This window comes from Leucobacter sp. OLIS6, assembly GCF_002752355.1.
Taxonomy (GTDB): domain Bacteria; phylum Actinomycetota; class Actinomycetes; order Actinomycetales; family Microbacteriaceae; genus Leucobacter.
On record NZ_MRAV01000014.1, the window covers coordinates 195,031 to 212,372 of the forward strand.

18 protein-coding genes are annotated in these 17,342 nt (G+C 70.5%); 12 read left to right on the forward strand and 6 right to left on the reverse strand.

Annotated features, from left to right (window positions below):
- Nucleotides 1-64: 64 nt before the first annotated feature.
- The 6 genes from mnmA to gatB all read left to right on the forward strand — a co-directional run bounded on the left by mnmA (nt 65) and on the right by gatB (nt 7,973).
- A complete protein-coding gene (gene mnmA / locus BMH31_RS10970) occupies nt 65-1,273 on the forward strand; it encodes a tRNA 2-thiouridine(34) synthase MnmA (RefSeq protein WP_099725204.1) in 1,209 nt (402 codons plus the stop codon).
- Complete coding sequence (ligA, locus tag BMH31_RS10975; protein WP_099725203.1) at nt 1,270-3,732, forward strand: NAD-dependent DNA ligase LigA; 2,463 nt, start codon at nt 1,270-1,272, stop codon at nt 3,730-3,732. Before mnmA ends, ligA begins: the two co-directional genes overlap by 4 nt.
- A gap of 172 nt (nt 3,733-3,904) precedes the next feature.
- On the forward strand, nt 3,905-4,516 hold the full coding sequence (locus tag BMH31_RS10980) for a DNA-3-methyladenine glycosylase I (protein WP_241898292.1): 612 nt from the start codon (nt 3,905-3,907) through the stop codon (nt 4,514-4,516).
- Nucleotides 4,517-4,603: 87 nt separating this feature from the next.
- Nucleotides 4,604-4,924, forward strand: coding sequence for an Asp-tRNA(Asn)/Glu-tRNA(Gln) amidotransferase subunit GatC (gene gatC / locus BMH31_RS10985; RefSeq protein ID WP_099725201.1), 321 nt, complete (start codon nt 4,604-4,606; stop codon nt 4,922-4,924).
- An 8-nt stretch (nt 4,925-4,932) separates the two neighbouring features.
- Entirely contained in the window at nt 4,933-6,456 is a 1,524-nt protein-coding gene (gatA, locus tag BMH31_RS10990) for an Asp-tRNA(Asn)/Glu-tRNA(Gln) amidotransferase subunit GatA (protein WP_099725200.1), read from the forward strand.
- Nucleotides 6,456-7,973, forward strand: a complete 1,518-nt coding sequence (gatB, locus tag BMH31_RS10995; RefSeq protein ID WP_099725199.1) for an Asp-tRNA(Asn)/Glu-tRNA(Gln) amidotransferase subunit GatB — start codon at nt 6,456-6,458, stop codon at nt 7,971-7,973. The genes gatA and gatB overlap by 1 nt, the downstream gene beginning before the upstream one ends.
- 79 nt (nt 7,974-8,052) lie before the next feature.
- On the opposite strand, the gene BMH31_RS11000 is transcribed toward gatB, so the two are convergent.
- Entirely contained in the window at nt 8,053-9,030 is a 978-nt protein-coding gene (locus BMH31_RS11000) for a patatin-like phospholipase family protein (RefSeq protein ID WP_143469856.1), read from the reverse strand.
- Between the two features lie 215 nt (nt 9,031-9,245).
- Here BMH31_RS11000 and dinB point away from each other — a divergent pair, with 215 nt between their 5' ends.
- Nucleotides 9,246-10,484, forward strand: a complete 1,239-nt coding sequence (dinB, locus tag BMH31_RS11005; RefSeq protein ID WP_099725197.1) for a DNA polymerase IV — start codon at nt 9,246-9,248, stop codon at nt 10,482-10,484.
- 7 nt (nt 10,485-10,491) lie between these two features.
- Here dinB and BMH31_RS11010 read toward each other — a convergent pair whose 3' ends face one another.
- Genes BMH31_RS11010 through BMH31_RS11020 form a run of 3 tightly spaced genes read right to left on the reverse strand, consistent with a single transcriptional unit; the run spans nt 10,492 to nt 11,701 of the window.
- On the reverse strand, nt 10,492-11,046 hold the full coding sequence (locus BMH31_RS11010; RefSeq protein ID WP_099725196.1) for a DUF2017 family protein: 555 nt from the start codon (nt 11,044-11,046) through the stop codon (nt 10,492-10,494).
- A complete protein-coding gene (clpS, locus tag BMH31_RS11015; RefSeq protein WP_099725195.1) occupies nt 11,043-11,354 on the reverse strand; it encodes an ATP-dependent Clp protease adapter ClpS in 312 nt (103 codons plus the stop codon). Before clpS ends, BMH31_RS11010 begins: the two co-directional genes overlap by 4 nt.
- Nucleotides 11,354-11,701 (reverse strand): metallopeptidase family protein, encoded by a 348-nt coding sequence (locus BMH31_RS11020; RefSeq protein WP_099725194.1) that lies wholly within the window; start codon nt 11,699-11,701, stop codon nt 11,354-11,356. Before BMH31_RS11020 ends, clpS begins: the two co-directional genes overlap by 1 nt.
- An 85-nt stretch (nt 11,702-11,786) precedes the next feature.
- On the opposite strand from BMH31_RS11020, the gene BMH31_RS11025 reads away from it, so the two are divergent.
- Entirely contained in the window at nt 11,787-12,443 is a 657-nt protein-coding gene (locus BMH31_RS11025; RefSeq protein WP_099769564.1) for a tetratricopeptide repeat protein, read from the forward strand.
- An 18-nt stretch (nt 12,444-12,461) separates the two neighbouring features.
- Here BMH31_RS11025 and BMH31_RS11030 read toward each other — a convergent pair whose 3' ends face one another.
- Entirely contained in the window at nt 12,462-13,109 is a 648-nt protein-coding gene (locus BMH31_RS11030) for a TetR/AcrR family transcriptional regulator (RefSeq protein ID WP_099725192.1), read from the reverse strand.
- A gap of 82 nt (nt 13,110-13,191) precedes the next feature.
- Between BMH31_RS11030 and BMH31_RS11035 the strand changes: the two genes are divergently transcribed.
- The 3 genes from BMH31_RS11035 to BMH31_RS11045 are packed head-to-tail and all read left to right on the forward strand — an operon-like array spanning nt 13,192 to nt 14,964.
- Nucleotides 13,192-14,100 carry an alpha/beta fold hydrolase gene (locus BMH31_RS11035; protein ID WP_099725191.1) on the forward strand — a complete coding sequence of 303 codons (909 nt, stop codon included), beginning with the start codon at nt 13,192-13,194 and terminating at the stop codon, nt 14,098-14,100.
- Between the two features lie 13 nt (nt 14,101-14,113).
- Nucleotides 14,114-14,473 carry a helix-turn-helix transcriptional regulator gene (locus BMH31_RS11040; protein ID WP_099725190.1) on the forward strand — a complete coding sequence of 120 codons (360 nt, stop codon included), beginning with the start codon at nt 14,114-14,116 and terminating at the stop codon, nt 14,471-14,473.
- Entirely contained in the window at nt 14,470-14,964 is a 495-nt protein-coding gene (locus BMH31_RS11045; RefSeq protein ID WP_099725189.1) for an SRPBCC domain-containing protein, read from the forward strand. Before BMH31_RS11040 ends, BMH31_RS11045 begins: the two co-directional genes overlap by 4 nt.
- 49 nt (nt 14,965-15,013) lie before the next feature.
- On the opposite strand, the gene BMH31_RS11050 is transcribed toward BMH31_RS11045, so the two are convergent.
- On the reverse strand, nt 15,014-15,421 hold the full coding sequence (locus BMH31_RS11050) for a VOC family protein (protein WP_099725188.1): 408 nt from the start codon (nt 15,419-15,421) through the stop codon (nt 15,014-15,016).
- A 77-nt stretch (nt 15,422-15,498) separates the two neighbouring features.
- Here BMH31_RS11050 and BMH31_RS11055 point away from each other — a divergent pair, with 77 nt between their 5' ends.
- Complete coding sequence (locus BMH31_RS11055; RefSeq protein WP_099725187.1) at nt 15,499-17,310, forward strand: BCCT family transporter; 1,812 nt, start codon at nt 15,499-15,501, stop codon at nt 17,308-17,310.
- Nucleotides 17,311-17,342 lie beyond the last annotated feature (32 nt).

Here is a 17,342-nt window from a genome sequence, read left to right on the forward strand (position 1 = left end):
CGGCGGACGGGTGCGCTCGGAAACGGCGTGCACCGGAGGCCGGGAGTCGCCGTAGAATGGACGGATGAGAATTCTCGCTGCGATGAGCGGCGGCGTCGACTCGGCGGTGGCTGCGGCACGCGCAGTGGAAGCCGGGCACGAGGTGGTCGGAGTCCACCTGGCGCTGAGCCGTATGCCGGGCACCCTGCGCACCGGTTCGCGGGGGTGCTGCACCATCGAGGACGCGATGGATGCCCGCCGCGTCGCCAACCTGCTCGACATCCCCTTCTACGTCTGGGACTTCAGCGAACGCTTCAAGGCCGACGTGGTCGACGACTTCGTGGCGGAGTACGAGGCGGGTCGCACCCCCAACCCGTGCATGCGCTGCAACGAGAAGATCAAGTTCGCGGCGCTGCTCGACAAAGCGATCGCGCTCGGCTTCGACGCGGTCGCGACGGGGCACTACGCGACGCTCGTCGACGGGCCGGCAGGACGCGAACTGCATCGGGCGAGCGCCTGGGCGAAGGACCAGTCCTACGTGCTCGGCGTACTGACCGAGGAGCAGCTCGCGCACTGCTACTTCCCGCTCGGCGACACGCCCTCGAAGGAACTGATCCGCGCCGAGGCCGAGGAACGCGGGATCCAGGTGGCGGCGAAGCCCGACAGCCACGACATCTGCTTCATCCCCGAGGGCGACACGCGCGAGTGGCTCTCCGAGCACCTGGATCGGGAGCCCGGCGAGATCGTCGACGAGTCCGGCGATGTCATCGGCACGCACGACGGCGCCCGCGGGTACACGGTGGGCCAGCGGCGCGGCCTGCAGCTCGGCCGTCCGGCGGTCGACGGCAACCCGCGCTACGTGCTCTCGATCCGGCCCGTCTCGAACCAGGTCGTCGTCGGCCCGAAGGAACGCCTCGCGATCTCCCGGATCGCGGGCGGACGTTACAGCTGGGCAGGGGAACCGGGGATCGACCCCGGCGTCGCCTTCTCCTGCGACGTGCAGATCCGTGCGCACGCCGATCCGGTCCCCGCGGTCGCGCGTCTCGTCGAGATTGACGAGACGGAGCGGACCGAGCTGCACCGTGCCGAGGCCTCGCACGAGATCGTCGTCGATATCGACCTCGCGCTCGCCGAGCCGCTGCTCGGAGTCGCTCCCGGCCAGACCGCGGTGCTGTACCGGGGCACTCGCGTGCTCGGGCAGTTCACCATCGACCGGGCGCTCGCGTCGGCCGAGCCCGGCACGGAGCTGCGCGTCGAAGAGATGTCGGTGGCCGCTCCTACAATGAGCGTGTGACCCAGAACGACAGCAGCATCCCCGTCGAGTTCGAAGCGGCGCGCGTCGAGGCCGAGCAGCTGACCGCCGAGATCGAGCGGTACCGCGCGGCCTACTACTCCGAGGCGACGAGTCTCGTCTCGGACGCGCAGTACGACGAGCTGTTCCACCGGCTCGAAGCGCTCGAGCGCGCGTTCCCCGAACTGGCCGGCCAAGACAGCCCCACGCAGGAGGTCGGATCCGCGGTCGCCTCCGCGGGGTTCCCCGAGCACGAGCACGCCGAGCGCATGCTCAGTCTCGACAACGTCTTCTCGCTCGACGAATTCCGCGAATGGGCCGAGAAGGCCCGCGCGTCGTCGGGGCGCGCCGTGCGCTGGCTCACGGAGCTCAAGATCGACGGTCTCGCCATCGCGCTGGCCTATCGCAACGGCGTGCTCGAGACCGCGACCACCCGGGGCGACGGCCGGGTCGGCGAGGACATCACCGAGAACGTCGACCTGATCCCGGTGATCCCGCGCGTGCTCGAGGGCGAGGGCATCCCCGAGTTCTTCGAGGCGCGCGGCGAGGTCTTCCTCACGACCGAGAACTTCGAGGCGCTGAACGAGCGACAGCACGCGCTCCAGGCCGAGTTCGCGGCGGATCAACTCGCGAAGGGCGTCCCCGCCGAGAAGATCACCGTGCGCTTCCCGGAGTTCGCGAACGCGCGCAACACGGCGGCAGGCAGCTTGCGCCAGCGCGCCGAGAAGAAGAACGAGCGCGAACTCGAACTCATGCGGGATCGGCTCGGGCGGCTCTCGCTCTACGTGCACGGCATCGGCGCCTGGCAGCATCCGGACTTCGCGAACCAGTCCGACGCCTACGAGCTGCTGAGCTCCTGGGGCCTTCCGGTGTCGCCCCACTCGAGGGTGCTCGACTCGGTCGACGAGGTGCTCGAGTTCATTGAGGATCGCGGCGCGCACCGGCACGACTTCGAGCACGAGATCGACGGGATCGTCATCAAGATCGACGAGCTCGAGCTCCACAGGGAACTCGGCGAGACCAGTCGGGCGCCTCGGTGGGCGATCGCCTACAAGTACCCGCCCGAGGAGGTCTACACCAAGCTGCTCGCCATCCGCGTCGGGGTCGGACGCACCGGTCGGGCGACCCCCTACGCGGTCATGGAACCGGTCAAGGTCGCCGGTTCGACCGTCAGCCAGGCCACGCTGCACAATCAGCAGGTGGTCAAGGCCAAGGGCGTGCTGATCGGCGACACGGTCGTGCTGCGCAAGGCGGGCGACGTGATCCCCGAGGTGCTCGGCGCGGTGCTGGAACGCCGCGACGGCAGCGAGGTCGAGTGGCAGATGCCGGTGGAATGCCCGGAGTGCGGCACGGAGCTGCGCGCGATGAAGGAGGGCGACATCGACCTCCGCTGCCCGAACGCGCGTGCGTGCCCGGCGCAGGTCCGCGGACGGGTCGAGCACATCGGCTCGCGAGGCGGTCTCGATATCGAGGTGCTCGGTGAGATCACCGCCGCGGCGCTCACCCAGCCCGAGGTGCCGTCCGTGCCGCCCCTCGAGACGGAAGCCGGGCTGTTCGACCTCACCCTCGAAGAGCTGGTCCCGATCACCGTCGTGGTCCGGGACAGCGAGACCGGCGAGCCGGTGATCGACGAGGCGACCGGCGAACCGCGCAGACGCTCTCCGTTCCAGCGCGTGACCGTCGAGTACCCGCCCGAGGCGGAGGGGATGGACGCGACTGCACGTCGTCAGGCCGGATTCCGCAAGGATCACCGCGTCGTGCGACCTTCGAAGGACGCCGAGACCTTCCTCGCCGAGCTCGAGCGGGCCAAGACGAAGCCGCTCTGGCGGCTGATCGTCTCGCTCAACATCCGGCACGTGGGTCCGGTCGCGGCGCGAGCGCTGGCCGATTGGTTCGGCTCGCTCGACGCGATCCGTGCCGCCAGCGTCGAGGAGCTCTCCGCGGTCGACGGCGTCGGCGGGATCATCGCGGAGTCGCTGCTCGAGTGGTTCGAGGTCGATTGGCACCGCGAGATCGTCGAGCGGTGGACCGCGGCGGGCGTTCAGTGGACGACGCCGGGCCACCCCGGTCCGGGCGCAGCCGTCGCCGAGGGCGGGGTGCTCGCCGGACTCACGGTGGTCGCCACGGGGTCCCTCGACGGATTCACTCGTGACGGCGCGAAGGAGGCGATCATCCAGGCGGGCGGAAAAGCCGCGTCGAGCGTTTCGAAGAAGACGGACTTCGTCGCCGCCGGTCCCGGTGCGGGATCCAAACTCGCGAAGGCGGAGGAACTGGGGATCCCCGTGCTCGATGCGAGCCAGTTCGCAGTGCTCGTCTCGGAGGGACCCGCTGCCCTCGGCTTCGGCGATGCCGAAGCCGCCGAGGTCGGCGAAGCGGCGGAGGTCGATGAAGCAGCCGAGGTCGACGAAGCAGCGGAGGTCGATGAGGGCATCTCGTTCGAGGAGCCCCGGTCGGAGGACTGAGCGGCGCCTCCGGGCGAGTTATCCACAGATCTCGATTTTCCGGCTTCGCGGCTTCGGAGAATCCCTACGCTGAGGGGCATTCCCGAGCGAAGGAGAACCGGTGACCGACACCCCCGAAGCACTCGACCATGCCAGCCTCGCCTCCGCGGCCGGCGGCGGCGACGCCGAGCCCCTGGTCCGCGCGGCCTGGGCGCAGCAGTCGCCGGTGCTCACCGCGTACTACGACGCCGAGTGGGGCATGCCGATCTTCGACGAGCGAGGGGTGTTCGAACGGCTCACGCTCGAGGCCTTCCAGTCCGGGCTCTCCTGGATCACGGTCCTGCGCAAGCGGGAAGCCTTCCGAGCGGCGTTCGACGGCTTCGAACCCGAGGCGATCGCGGCGTACGGCGAAGCCGACATCGCTCGGCTGCTCGCCGACGAGGGCATCATCCGTAACCGCATGAAGATCCTCGCCACGATCGGCAACGCGCGAGCGGCGCTCGCGCTGCGGGACGACCCGAAAGCGGGCGACCTCGCGCGCCTGGTCTGGTCGGCCATGCCCGAGCGTTCTCCGTCGCCCGAGTCCGACATCGAGGTGCCGAGCACATCGCCGGAATCCGTCGCGCTCGCGAAGGAACTGAAGCACCGCGGCTTCTCCTTCGTCGGCCCCACCACCGTCTACGCCCTGATGAGCGCCATCGGCGTTGTCGACGTCCACCTCCGCTCGAGCCACCGACGCGGCTGCTCGGGCCTCTGGGCAGTCGACGGAAGCCGCACCGACGTCCCGCTCCCGTTCGCGCCATGAGGGATCCGGGAGCTCCCACGAACCGAGGTCGCCGGCGCTCGATAGGATGGACGGGTTCCCGAAGCCCCTCTTCACCCCTGGAGCAGCATGCCTGAACCCAGCGCGGCGAGCAGCGAGATCACGGCCGAGACCGTGCAGCATCTCGCCGGACTCGCCCGGATCGCCCTCACCGACTCCGAGATCTCCTCGCTCACGAGCGAACTCGGATCGATCCTCACCAGCATCGCGAAGGTCAGCGAGGTGGCCACCCCCGAGGTGCCGGCCACCAGTCACCCGATCCCGCTGAGCAACGTCACCCGACCCGACGAGGTCTCCGACGTGCTCACGCAGGAGCAGGCGCTCATGAACGCGCCCGATGCGGCCGAGGGCATGTTCCGCGTGTCGTCGATTCTGGGCGAAGAGCAGTAGAGGACGAGATGAACGATCTGATCACGCTGACCGCGGCCGAACTGGCCGCGAAGATCTCCTCGGGAGAGGTCTCGTCCGTCGAGGCCACCCGTGCCCACCTCGACCGCATCGCCGAGGTCGACGGTGCGGTGCACGCCTTCCTCGCCACGGACGAAGAGGTGTCCCTGGCCGCCGCCCGCGACATCGATGCCCGCCGCGCGGCGGGCGAGGCGCTCGGCGAACTCGCCGGTGTGCCCCTCGCGGTCAAGGACGTGCTCGTCACCACCGACATGCCTTCCACCTCGGGATCGAAGATCCTCGAGGGGTACCGTTCGCCGTTCGACGCGACCACCGTAGCCAAGGCCCGAGCGGCCGGTCTCGTCTCCATCGGCAAGACCAACATGGACGAGTTCGCGATGGGCTCCGCCACCGAGAACTCGGCGTACGGCCCCACCCACAACCCGTGGTCGCTCGACCGGGTGCCCGGCGGATCCGGCGGCGGTTCCGCGGCCGCGGTGGCCGCCTTCGAAGCTCCGCTCGCACTCGGTTCCGATACCGGCGGCTCGATCCGCCAGCCGGCCGCGCTCACGGGCACCGTCGGTGCCAAACCGACCTACGGCGGGGTCAGCCGCTACGGCGCGATCGCGCTCGCCTCCTCGCTCGATCAGGTCGGCCCCTGCGCGCGCACCGTGCTCGACACGGCCCTCCTGCACGACGTGATCGCCGGCCACGACCGGCACGACTCGACCTCGCTCGACTTCGCGTGGCCCTCGATGGCTGCGGCCGCTCGCGGGGGAGTCGATCCGTCGAGCCTCAAGGGCCTGCGCGTCGGTGTGGTGAAGCAGCTGATGATCGACGGCGTGCAGCCCGGCGTGAAGGCCAGCTTCGAGCAGGCGCTCGCCCTGCTCACCGCGCAGGGCGCCGAGATCGTCGAGATCGACGCTCCGCACTTCGAGTACGCGGTCGCCGCCTACTACCTGATCCTCCCGTCGGAGGCCTCGAGCAACCTCGCCAAGTACGACTCCGTGCGCTTCGGCCTGCGCGTCGCCCCCGAGGGCGGCGGCACCGTCGAGAGCGTGATGAGCGCGACCCGCGAGGCCGGGCTCGGCGCGGAGGTCAAGCGCCGCATCATCCTCGGCACCTACGCGCTCTCCGCCGGCTACTACGACGCCTACTACGGCAGCGCGCAGAAGGTCCGCACGCTGATCCAGCGCGACTTCGCGAGCGCGTTCGCGCAGGTCGACGTGATCGCCTCGCCCACCGCGCCCACCACCGCGTGGAAGCTCGGGGAGCACGGCGGAGACCCCATGCAGGACTACCTGAACGACGCCACGACGATCCCCGCGAACCTCGCCGGGATCCCGGGGCTCAGCCTGCCCATCGGCACGGCGAGCGAGGACGGCCTGCCGGTCGGCCTGCAGCTCATGGCCCCCGCGTTCGAAGACGCCCGCCTGTACCGCGCGGGCGCCGCGATCGAGCGGCTGATCGCCGAGCGCGACGGCGCTCCGTTCTGGGCCCAGGCGCCCGCACTCACCGGAAAGGCTGGCGCATAATGGCCAAGACCAAGCTGATGGACTTCGACCGCGCCCTCGAACTCTTCGAGCCGGTCATCGGTCTCGAGGTGCACGTCGAGCTCAACACCAAGACCAAGATGTTCAGCACCGCGCCGAACGTCTTCGGGTCCGAGCCGAACACCAACCTCGCCCCCGTCTGCCTCGGCCTCCCCGGCTCGCTGCCGGTGGTCAACGAGCAGGCCGTGCGCTCCTCGATCAGCCTGGGCCTGGCGCTCGGCTGCGGCATCGCCGAGGTCTCGGGATTCGCCCGGAAGAACTACTTCTACCCGGACATGGGCAAGAACTACCAGATCTCGCAGTACGACGACCCGATCGCGCACGACGGCTCGGTCGAGATCGAGCTCGCCTCCGGTCGCGTCGTGCACGTGCCCATCGAGCGCGCCCACATGGAGGAGGACGCCGGCAAGCTGAACCACGTCGGCGGCTCCACCGGTCGGATCCAGGGCGCCGAGTACTCGCTCGTCGACTACAACCGTGCGGGCGTTCCCCTGGTCGAGATCGTCACGCGTCCGATCTTCGGCGGCGAGGCCGATGTCCCCGAGATCGCGGCGGCCTACGTGTCGACCATCCGCGACATCGTCGTGGCACTCGGGATCTCGGACGCGCGCATGGAGCGCGGCAACATCCGCTGCGACGCGAACGTCTCGCTGCGCCCCCGCGGCAACGAGGATGCCGGCATGTCGGTGCTCGGCACCCGCACCGAGACCAAGAACGTGAACTCGCTGCGCTCGATCGAGCGCGCGGTGCGCTTCGAGATCCAGCGCCAGGCGCTGATCCTCGCCGAGGGCGGCTCCATCACCCAGGAGACCCGGCACTGGCACGAGGACACCGGGGAGACCTCGCCCGGTCGTCCCAAGAGCGATGCCGACGACTACCGGTACTTCCCGGAGCCCGACCTCGCCCCGCTCACGCCGTCGCGCGAGCTGGTCGAGGAGTTGCGCGCCGCGCTGCCCGAGCACCCGACCCTGCGCCGTCGTCGGTTGCGCGAGGAATGGCAGTTCTCGGCTCTCGAGTTCCAGGACGTCGTGAACGCCGGCCTGCTGACCGACATCGAGGCGACGGTCGCCGCCGGCGTGCCGGCCCAGGCCGCGCGCAAGTGGTGGATGGGTGAGATCGCCCGCATCGCGAAGGAGCGCTCCGCCGCGCCTGCGGACCTCATCACGCCCGCGCAGATCGCCTCGGTCGTCGAGCTCGTCGACGCGGGCACCCTCAACGACAAGCTGGCGCGCCAGGTGATCGCGGGCATCATCGACGGCGAGGGCACCGCCCAGCAGATCGTCGACGCCCGCGGCCTCGCGATCGTGTCGGACGACGGCCCGCTGATCGAGGCCGTCGACGCGGCGCTCGCCGAGCAGCCGGATGTGCTTGCCAAGATCCGCGACGGCAAGGTTCAGGCCGCAGGCGCGATCATCGGCGCGGTCATGAAGGCGATGCGCGGCCAGGCCGATGCGGCCCGCGTGCGCGAGCTCGTGATCGAGCGCGCCTCGGCCGAATAGGGCGGAGCCGCCGCGGGACCGACCCGCGAACCGACGGCCCGCCCGGATCCCGAAGGATCCGGGCGGGCCGTTCGCGTGCTCAGTTCCAGAAGGCGCCGAGACGATCGGCCAGCCGCACCCCCTGCGCGAACCCGGCCCGGGCCGCGTCCGGACGCAGCGACGGATCCATCGCGTTCGCCCCGATCAGTCGCGCGGTGTCCTCGTCGGGCCCGACGACCTCGACGGTGCTGCCCGCGGCGCGCAGATCGTCAGTCTGCGCCGCGAGCTGCATGCGCCATTCGAGCGGGTGGCGGGTGCGCCCGCCGAAGGGGGACAGTACGAGCACCCGTTCGCTGCCGACCGCGAGATCCGCGTTCTCGTTGCGACGGTATCCGCCGTCGATGAAGAACCGGCCGCAGGTGTGATGCGGAGCACCGCTCGCGCAGCTCGCCGCGACCGCGTCGGCGAGTCCGACCCCGCTGTCGCGATCGAAGACGACCGGGGATCCGTCCGCTGCATCGACGGCGACGATGCGCAGATCGCGCGCCGGCCAGCGTTGATCGGGCAGGCGGGAGGCGACGACCGTGCGCCAGCGCGCGCTCCGTTCCGGATCGGACGCGCCGTCGAGCTGCATCGCCGCCGCTCCCATGCTGCGGCGCATGTCCGCAGGATCTGCGGCTGCGGCGATGATCCGGGAAGTTCGGTCGAGCTGTTCTGCGACGGCGGCATGCGCCGGCCGGGGCGCGCGGCCGATGCCGGTCGGGCCGGCTGTACCAGCCGCGCCGGCCGCACCCGCCGGGCCGGCTGTACCCGTCCGGCGATCGGCGATCGTGGCCTCGTGCAGTTCGAGGGGGGAGCGGAAGGAGATCTGCGCGGCGGTGGTGGCGCCGGCCGAGGTGCCGATGAGCAGCTCGGCGGCCGCGGCATCGACGCCTTCGTGCAGGAGCCCGGCGAGGACGCCGAGCATCCAGGCGTTGCCGGTGGATCCGCCTCCGCCGAGCACGAGGGCGCGGTCGCGCGCCGATTCGCGCGCGCGAGGATCGGGGGAGAACGGAGAAGAAGGAAGTGAGAGAGGCATGATGGTCGTCTTTCGCGAGAACGAATGCGAGCGCGTGCCTCCGGTCCCGACCGCTACGGTCGGGTGATCGTGGACTCCGGGGAAGCACCCGCTGCGAGTACTGGGGTCATGGGGGCTCACCTCCTGCCGTCCGATCGTGATCGGGACGAGGCTAGCACGCCCGGGCGAACCGCGGAGGGGCCGTTGTCGGTGGTCTGTGCTGGAATGGGAGCGTGATGGAGGGGAACGATGCACCGGGCGGAAGCGCGCTCCGGGCGCAGGCGTCGATGCTGCACGTCGACATGGACTCCTTCTTCGTCTCGGTCGAACTCCTCGAGCAGCCCGCGCTCCGAGGACTCCCCACCGCGGTGGCCTTCGATACGGCTCGCTCCGTCGTGTCGAGCGCCAGTTACGAGGCCCGGCGGTTCGGCGTCCGATCCGCAATGCCGGTCGGTCGCGCCAAGCAGTTGTGCCCGCAGCTGATCCTGATCCCGCCCGTGCACTCCAAGTACCGAGACGCCTCGCGCGCGGTGATGCGGGTGTTCGAGGAGTTCACGCCGCTCGTCGAACCGCTGAGCATCGACGAGGCGTTCCTCGACGTCGCTGGATCGCTCAAGCTGTTCGGTGAGCCGACCGAGATCGCGCGGCAGCTGCGAGCACGCGTGCGCGAGCAGACCGGCCTGCCGGCCTCGGTGGGGCTGGCGGGCACGAAGTTCATCGCCAAGCTCGCTTCCCAACGGGCGAAGCCCGATGGGATCCTCGAGATTCCGCCGGCGCGCACGCTCGAGTTCCTGCACCCGCTCCCGGTCGAGGCGATGTGGGGCGTCGGCAAGGCGACTGCGCGGTCGCTCCAGTCGCGAGCCATCCGCACGATCGGGGAGCTCGCCCGCGAGCCGCTGCCGAGCCTGGAACGTCTGGTCGGGCGGGCCTCCGCGCTGAAGCTGCACGCGCTGGCCAACGGCCGCGACGCGCGCGCCGTCGAGACCGAGCGCATCGAGAAGAGCATCGGCCACGAAGAGACCTTCGCGATCGACGAGACGGATCGCGCGGTGCTGCACCGCGAGCTTCTGCGGCTCTCCACCCGGACCGCGGAGCGGCTGCGCGAGCACGGCGCCGAGGCGCGGACCATCGCCATCAAGGTGCGCTGGGACACGTTCGAGACGGTGACGCGATCCCGCACCCTCTCGGAGGCGACGAACGCGACGCAGCGCATCTACCGCACCGCGTGCGAGCTGCTCGACGGCCTCGGAGCGTCGCTGAGGCCAGTGCGTCTCATCGGGGTCCGCGCCGAGCAGCTGATGGCGGCGGGATCGGACCCCGCCGGGCTGTGGAGCGACGACGACGACTGGCGCGCGGTCGATCAGGCGGTCGACGAGGTGCGTGGCCGCTTCGGTCGCGACCAGCTGACCTCGGCGCGCCTGCTCACCGGGCGGGGGCAGGTGGTCGACGCGCGCTCGCTCGAACCACCGGCGTGATCGCGGCTCAGCTGCGCTCCATGGTGCGCAGCAGGGACTCCAGGATCGCGGCGAGCCAGTCGTAGACCAGCACAGTGCCGCGCGACTCTTCGTCTTCGAGCAGGCGATCGTGGTCCTCTTCGATCTCGAGGCCCACGCGCGCGGCCATGGCGAGCCGCAGCGCCGTCAGCGTGCGGATCCACGCGGGGAAGGTCGCCTCGGTGATCTCGAGGGTCACCGGAGCGGGGTCGTCGGGGTCGCTCCCCGGGCCGAGCTCGGAGGTGACCGTCAGCGCATCCTGGAGCTTGCGGTTGAGGAGACCCTGCTCGGTGACCCGGCGGAACGCCGAGGCGTTGCCGCCGCCCTCGTAGGCGTCGGGGAACAGGCGAGCCAGCGCCGGGTCCTCGGGCAGGACTTCGCTGCCGCCGACCTCGAGGCTGGCGAACAGGGGATCGGGGTCGAGCGCCGTCTTACTGTGGCTCTGCAGCAGCGCGATCAGCTGGCTCACCAGCTGGTCGAGCAGCTGCGCCTCGTCCGGATCGAGTCCGAGGCGCACGCCCTCGGGCACGGGCAGCAGCCTCACGAGGCGCCCTCCTTGCGAACTGTGGCCCACAGTCCGTAGCCGTGCATCGCCTCGACGTGCATCTCCATGGCCTCCCGGCCCCCTTCGGCCACGACCGCACTGCCGTCGTGGTGCACGCGCAGCATCAGCTCTTCGGCGCGCTCGGTCGAGAACCCGAAGTGCGAGCGGAAGACGTACGAGACGTAGGACATGAGGTTGACCGGATCGTCCCAGACCACCGTCTGCCAGGGGTGCTCGGGCGCGGCCGCGCGGTGCAGCTCCTGATCGGTGCCGACGCCGCTGTCCGGCTGGGTCTCGGTGGCGACCATCAACCCCACCCCAGCTCGTGGATGCGCTCTTCGTCGATGCCGTAGAAGTGGGCGATCTCGTGCACCAGGGTCACGCGGATCTCGTGGACCAGTTCGTCCTGATCGGCGCAGTGCTCGAGCAGGTTCTCGCGGAACAGGATGATGCGATCGGGCTCTTCGCCGTACCCGTAGCGTTCGCGCTCGGCGAGGGAGAACCCCTCGTAGACGCCGAGCAGATCGCTGCCATCCTCGGGGCGATCCTCGATCAGGAAGATGACGTTGTCGAGCTCGGAGAGCATGTCCTCGTGCAGGCTGTCGAGTCCGTCGGACACGAGGGCCTCGAAGGCCTCTGGCGAAACGTCGAGCATGCCTTCACCCTACAGAAGCGCCGGGGTGATCGGCAGGGGGCGGTAGCATTCCGGCAGCGGATGGGCGCGCGAATCGGGAGGTCGGATGGGGAGCGCGGGCGAGGACACGACGCGGCGGGTCCGGCGCGAACTCGATGTGGCCGAGGCGCTCGCACGAGGCGGGGACACGGACGCGGCGATCGCGGCGTACGCCGAGCTCCTTCCCCGGGTCGAGGAGGCGTTCCCGCACGACCGCTTCGTGCTCGCCGGAGCGCTCGATCGGTTCAGCGCCGTGCTGTCGGCGGCCGGACGGTTCGACGAGATGACCGACGCGCAGGAGCGGGCGATCCGGGTCGCGGAGGGCGCGGGTCAGACCCCGGAGAATCTCGCGCGGATGCGGCTCTCGCTGGGGGACCGCCTGCGCGGCAACGGGCGCCTCGATGCGGCGATCCGCGCCTACGCCCGCGCGGCGGAGACCGCGGAGCCCGAGACCGGGACCGCGCATCCGGCCGTCGTGGAGGCTGGGATCGGCATGGCGGAGTGCGCGGCGGATCTCGGACGGCACGGCGACGCGCTGCGCAGCTATCGCTGGGTGGTTCCCGCGGCGCGGCGCGCGCTCGGCGATGCCGCGGAGCCGACGCGCCGGGCGGAAGCGGGGATGCGGGCCTCGGCATCGGTGCGGCGCCGTCGGATCGCCGCGGTAGCCGGCGCGGTGCTCATCGCCGTGATCGTCGGCGCGGTGCTCTGGGAACAGCTCGCCTGAGCCGCTCGGATCCGGGTGTCAGCGACGGAGCAGCTCGAGCGCTTCCGGACTCGCGCCGGCGGCGCTCAGGCGGTCGCGGAGCGCGCGACCCGCGACCTCGTAGGGCGCGATGCTGCCGAACAGCAGGGACCGGGCGTTGGCGTGCTCGGTGAGCGAGACCAGTTCGAAGCTCAGCGCGGACGCGGATTCCGCCCGGAGTTCGCCGCCGGCGATCGCCGCTTCGACCTGCAGCTCCAGGTATCGGTACCACTCGGCGAGTGCAGAGCGGACGGCGTCGCTCACGGGCCCCGGTTTGGAGTCGACGTCGGCCGCGGTGGCGGCGAAGAAGCATCCGCCGCTGAAGACGCGGTCGCGTGAATAGGCCATGGCGTTGCCGAGCAGGGCGGCGAGTCGGCGCGCGCCGCGCGGCTCGGCGCGAGCCGGTTCGACGATCCGTGCGGTGAAGATCTCGCGGGCCGCGGCGACCGTCGCGAGCTGCAGCCCCTCCTTGCTGCGGAAGAGGGTGGCGATGCTGCTCTTGCTGCTTCCGGCGGCTTCCGCGAGCCGGCCAATGGTGAGGCCGTCGAGGCCGTCGACCGAGGCGAGGTCGGTGGCGCGCTCGAGGATGACGCTGCGGGACGCGTTGCCGCGGGCACGGCGTCCGTCTGCTTCGACACGATCGATCATGAATTCGAGTATACGAACGAACGTTCGCTTACTATAGGCATGATCGTTCGTATTGTTGCGGGAGGAGAGTGCTGTGTCATCCATGATCGAGCTCGTCGCGGGAGGGATCCGCGGGGTGTCGCGGGTGTCGCCGCGGCTCGGGGGCGACCTGGCCTATCGCGCGTTCTTCTCGACCGCGCCGCGCATGCGGGTGCGCGATTCGATGCGACCGGTGCACGAGTCCGCTCGCAGGGGCGCGCTGCGTCTGCCCGGGGGCGATGCGGTGGTCTTCGAGTGGGGAGCGGGGGAGCGCTCCGTGCTGCTGCTCCACGGCTGGAAGGGGCGGGCTTCGCAGTTCGCTCCGCTGGTCGAGCGGCTGGTGGGGGACGGCTTCCGCGTGATCGCCTTCGATGCGCCGGCTCACGGGGATTCTTCGGGCCGGCACGCCGACGTGCGTGACTGGATCGCCGCAGCGGAGGCGCTCGCCGAGCGCCACGGGTCCTTCGATCTGCTCGTCGGGCACTCGTTCGGATCCCTCGCCGCGCTGACGCTCGCCCGATCGACGCTGCCGACGCCGCGGGTGGCGGTGGTGGCGGGCGCGGCGAGCCCCGAGGCCTTCGTGGAGGCCTTCGTGAGTGATTTCCGGCTGCCGAGCGCCAGCGCGGATCGTCTGCGTGAGCGATTTCGGAGTCGGCTCGGCGTCGATGAGGCGGAGCTCGTGCGGCGCTACGACGCGGCACGGGATCCGCTGCCCGCCGGGACCGAACTGCTGCTCGCGCACGACCGCGGGGATCGGCGCCTCGCCGACCGGGATGCGCTGCGCCTCCGCGAGGTGCACGGGGATCGCGCACGGCTCCTGCGGACCGAGGGGCTGGGGCACGCGCGGATCCTCGCCGCGGACGCCGTGCTCGACGCGATCTCGGGCTTCGCTCGGGCCGGTCTCGACGGGGTTGGGCCCGCGAGCGGGAACGCCGATATCGGGTCGGCCCTGGTGGATCCGCCGCCCGCGTGAGATAGTTAGCTACATGGCACACTATCGGGATGATCTGGACGCGGTTCTGCTCGCGCTCGCCGACCCGACGCGGCGTCGGATCATACGTCGTCTCGGGCGCGGACCCGCGAGCGTGGGCGAGCTCGCCCGTCCGTTCGAGATGACGCTGCCGTCGTTCATGAAGCACGTGCGCGCCCTCGAATCGAGCGGAGTGATCCGCACCAGCAAGACCGGGCGGGTGCGCAGCTGTGTGCTGAACCGCGAACGGCTCGCGCTGGTCGACGACTGGCTCGCCGAGCAGCGCGAACTCTGGTCCGGTCGGACGGACCGGCTCGAAGCATTCGTCACCGATCGCCAGACCGGCCGCACCACCGAGCAGGAGGAGTCATCATGAACCAGCACCTCGATCCCGAACGGGACCTCAGCATCGAGCGCGTGATCCGAGCTCCACGTGAGCGGGTCTGGCAGGCGTGGACCGATCCGCTGCAGCTCGCGCAGTGGTGGGTGCCGGCCCCGACGGTCGCGCGCATCGATCGATTCGATCCGCGCCCCGGCGGTGCCTTCGTCACCAGCATGAGCGACGACGGCGAGGACTTCGTGCCGCATACCGACGGCATCTTCCTGCTGCTCGAAGCGGGGAGCCGACTGGTCTTCACGAACGCCATCACCAGCAGCTGGCACCCCGCGGAACCCGCACCGGTGGCGATGACGGCCGAGATCCTCTTCGGCGAGCACCCCGAGGGGACGGCCTACCGAGCGGTCGTGCGGCACGGGGATCCCGTGGATCGCGCCAGGCACGAGGAACTCGGCTTCTTCGACGGCTGGGGCGCGGTCACGGCGGCCCTCGCCGAACTCGTGGAGCGCGGCACCGACACTGCCGAGTGAGTCCCGCGCGGGAACCGGTGCGGCTGGTCTGACCGGTCCGACCGGCGGGTCAGTGCGCCGCCAGGTACGCCGCGCGTTCCTCGACGGAGAGCAGCACGCAGAACTGGTTGCCCTCGGGATCCGCGAGCACGACCCAGCCGCTGCCCGGCCCGGCGATGCCGCGCTGATCGGCGACCTGCACGGCGCCCAGCCCGAGCAGCCGCTCGATCTCCGCCGCCTGCGTGCCGGTGCGGGGACGCAGATCGAAGTGGATCCGCTTCGCCGGCAGCTCGGCGTCCGGGACCTCGATGAACAGGAGCCGATGCCCGGTCTCGGGATCCCGAATCATGCACTCCTCGTCGCCCGCTGTGTTCGGTTCGTCGTCGAGGTCGACGTATCCGAGCAGCCGCTTCCACCACTCCGACAGCGCATACGCGTCGTGGCAGTCGATCGTGGTGTGCGCGATGAAGCTGGTCATGGACCGATGATCGCAGGGTCCTCGCCATTCCGCACCCGAAGTTGCCGGTCGAACCGGTGCATCGCTACCGTCGAAGCATGTCCTCGGAGCATCAGCCCCCGTCCACACCCGACTCGAGCGGATCGCGGTCGGGTATCGCGCGCTGGGTGTTCTGGCCCACGGCGATCGTGGTCGTCGCGTTCGTCGCGGCCACCCTCGTGAACCCCGAGGCCATGAACGCCGGAATCGGAGCGGTGCAGAGCGCGATCATCGCGAACTTCAGCTGGTGGTACGTGCTGCTCTCGTTCGGTTTCGTGCTCTTCTGCGCCTACCTCGGGTTCTCTCGGAAGGGCAACGTGAAGCTGGGCCGTCCGGAGCACGAGCCCGAGTTCTCGCTGATGAGCTGGTTCGCCCTGCTCTTCGCGGCGGGCATGGGCATCGGCCTCGTGTTCTACGGCGTGACCGAGCCGCTCAAGCACTTCGCGACCCCGAAGCCCTCGCTCGCCGACCAGAACCTGCAGCCGGGCGCGCTGGCGCAGGAGGCGATGTCGACGACGTTCCTGCACTGGGGATTCCAGCCCTGGGCGATCTACGTGGTCGTCGGGCTCGCGCTCGCGCACGCGATCCACCGCCGCGGGCGTCCGCTCGCCGTGCGCTGGGCTCTGGAGCCGCTCATCGGCGAGAAGGCGACCCGCGGCGGGTGGGGCAACGCGATCGACGTGATCGCGCTCGTCGGCACGGTGTTCGGCGTCGCGACCTCGCTCGGCCTGGGGGTGACCCAGATCAGTGCGGGCCTGCAGGCGCTCGGGGTGATCGCGGAGGACAACCACTGGATCGAGTACGCGATCATCGGCGTCGTGACCTGCTTCGTGCTGTGGTCGGTGCTTTCGGGCGTCTCGCGGGGCATGAAGTGGCTCTCGAACATCAACCTGGTCCTCGCCGGCGGACTCCTGCTCTTCGTGCTCATCGTCGGCCCCACGCAATTCCTGGCGAAGGAGATCCTCCAGTCCATCGGGCACTACCTGCAGAACTGGCTCGGGATGTCGACCGACACCTCGGCGTTCACCGGAAGCGCCGGCGCCGAGTGGCAGGCCTCCTGGTCGACCTTCTACTGGGGCTGGTGGATGAGCTGGGCGCCGTTCGTGGGCGTGTTCATCGCGCGCATCTCGCGCGGCCGCACGGTTCGGGAGTTCATCCTCGGCGTCATCCTCGTGCCCGCGCTTGTCACGTTCGTCTGGTTCGGGGTGCTCGGGGGAACCGCGATCTTCAACGAGATGTTCCGGCCGGCCGGATACACCTCGGTGATCGGCGCCGGGGGCGCCGTCGACGCGAACTCCGCGCTCTTCCAAGTGCTCGAGCAACTGCCCGCGGGCGGTGTGCTCGTGGTGGGCGCGATCGTGCTCTCGGCGATCTTCTTCATCACCTCGTCCGACTCGGGTTCGCTCGTCATGGCGATGCTGGCCACGGGCGGCGACGCGGAGCCGCGCAACTGGATCCGCGTGTTCTTCACGCTCGCGACGGCCGCCCTCGCCGCGGCGCTCCTGCTCGCGGGCGGGCTGTCGGCGATCCAGACCCTCGCCGTGACCATCGCCCTCCCGTTCAGCGTGATCATGATCCTCATGTGCGCGGCGACCTTCAAGGCGCTGCAGCGCAACGTGCGACGCGCGGATCGGCTCCGGCGCGAGGCGTTCGTCGCCGACCTGTCCGAACGCTTCGGCCTCGACTCCGACGACGATGCCATCGAATCCGGTCCGCGCAGCGCCGACTCCTGGTGGAACGGGCTCAGCAGCCGTCGTCGGCGCGATATCGTGCGCGGGGTGACGCAGGTGGCGCAGGCGTTGCCCGAGAAGCACCGGGCACGCCTGCTGGGCCGCCGTGAGCCGGGCGTCGACGCGGACCGGCAGGGCTGATCGCCGTCGGGGCGGTGCCGTCGCACTCGCCC

Excerpts from the sequence above, each read along its gene's own strand:
- BMH31_RS11020 (WP_099725194.1), bottom strand. The coding sequence starts at position 11,701 with ATGCTCGACGTTTCGCCAGAGGCCTTCGAGGCCCTCGTGTCCGACGGA.
- BMH31_RS11045 (WP_099725189.1), top strand. The coding sequence starts at position 14,470 with ATGAACCAGCACCTCGATCCCGAACGGGACCTCAGCATCGAGCGCGTG.
- gatB (WP_099725199.1), top strand. The coding sequence starts at position 6,456 with ATGGCCAAGACCAAGCTGATGGACTTCGACCGCGCCCTCGAACTCTTC.
- BMH31_RS11035 (WP_099725191.1), top strand. The coding sequence starts at position 13,192 with ATGATCGAGCTCGTCGCGGGAGGGATCCGCGGGGTGTCGCGGGTGTCG.
- BMH31_RS11025 (WP_099769564.1), top strand. The coding sequence starts at position 11,787 with ATGGGGAGCGCGGGCGAGGACACGACGCGGCGGGTCCGGCGCGAACTC.
- gatA (WP_099725200.1), top strand. The coding sequence starts at position 4,933 with ATGAACGATCTGATCACGCTGACCGCGGCCGAACTGGCCGCGAAGATC.
- BMH31_RS11055 (WP_099725187.1), top strand. The coding sequence starts at position 15,499 with ATGTCCTCGGAGCATCAGCCCCCGTCCACACCCGACTCGAGCGGATCG.
- mnmA (WP_099725204.1), top strand. The coding sequence starts at position 65 with ATGAGAATTCTCGCTGCGATGAGCGGCGGCGTCGACTCGGCGGTGGCT.
- dinB (WP_099725197.1), top strand. The coding sequence starts at position 9,246 with ATGGAGGGGAACGATGCACCGGGCGGAAGCGCGCTCCGGGCGCAGGCG.
- BMH31_RS11050 (WP_099725188.1), bottom strand. The coding sequence starts at position 15,421 with ATGACCAGCTTCATCGCGCACACCACGATCGACTGCCACGACGCGTAT.
- BMH31_RS11000 (WP_143469856.1), bottom strand. The coding sequence starts at position 9,030 with ATGCCTCTCTCACTTCCTTCTTCTCCGTTCTCCCCCGATCCTCGCGCG.
- clpS (WP_099725195.1), bottom strand. The coding sequence starts at position 11,354 with ATGGTCGCCACCGAGACCCAGCCGGACAGCGGCGTCGGCACCGATCAG.
- gatC (WP_099725201.1), top strand. The coding sequence starts at position 4,604 with ATGCCTGAACCCAGCGCGGCGAGCAGCGAGATCACGGCCGAGACCGTG.
- BMH31_RS11040 (WP_099725190.1), top strand. The coding sequence starts at position 14,114 with ATGGCACACTATCGGGATGATCTGGACGCGGTTCTGCTCGCGCTCGCC.
- BMH31_RS11030 (WP_099725192.1), bottom strand. The coding sequence starts at position 13,109 with ATGATCGATCGTGTCGAAGCAGACGGACGCCGTGCCCGCGGCAACGCG.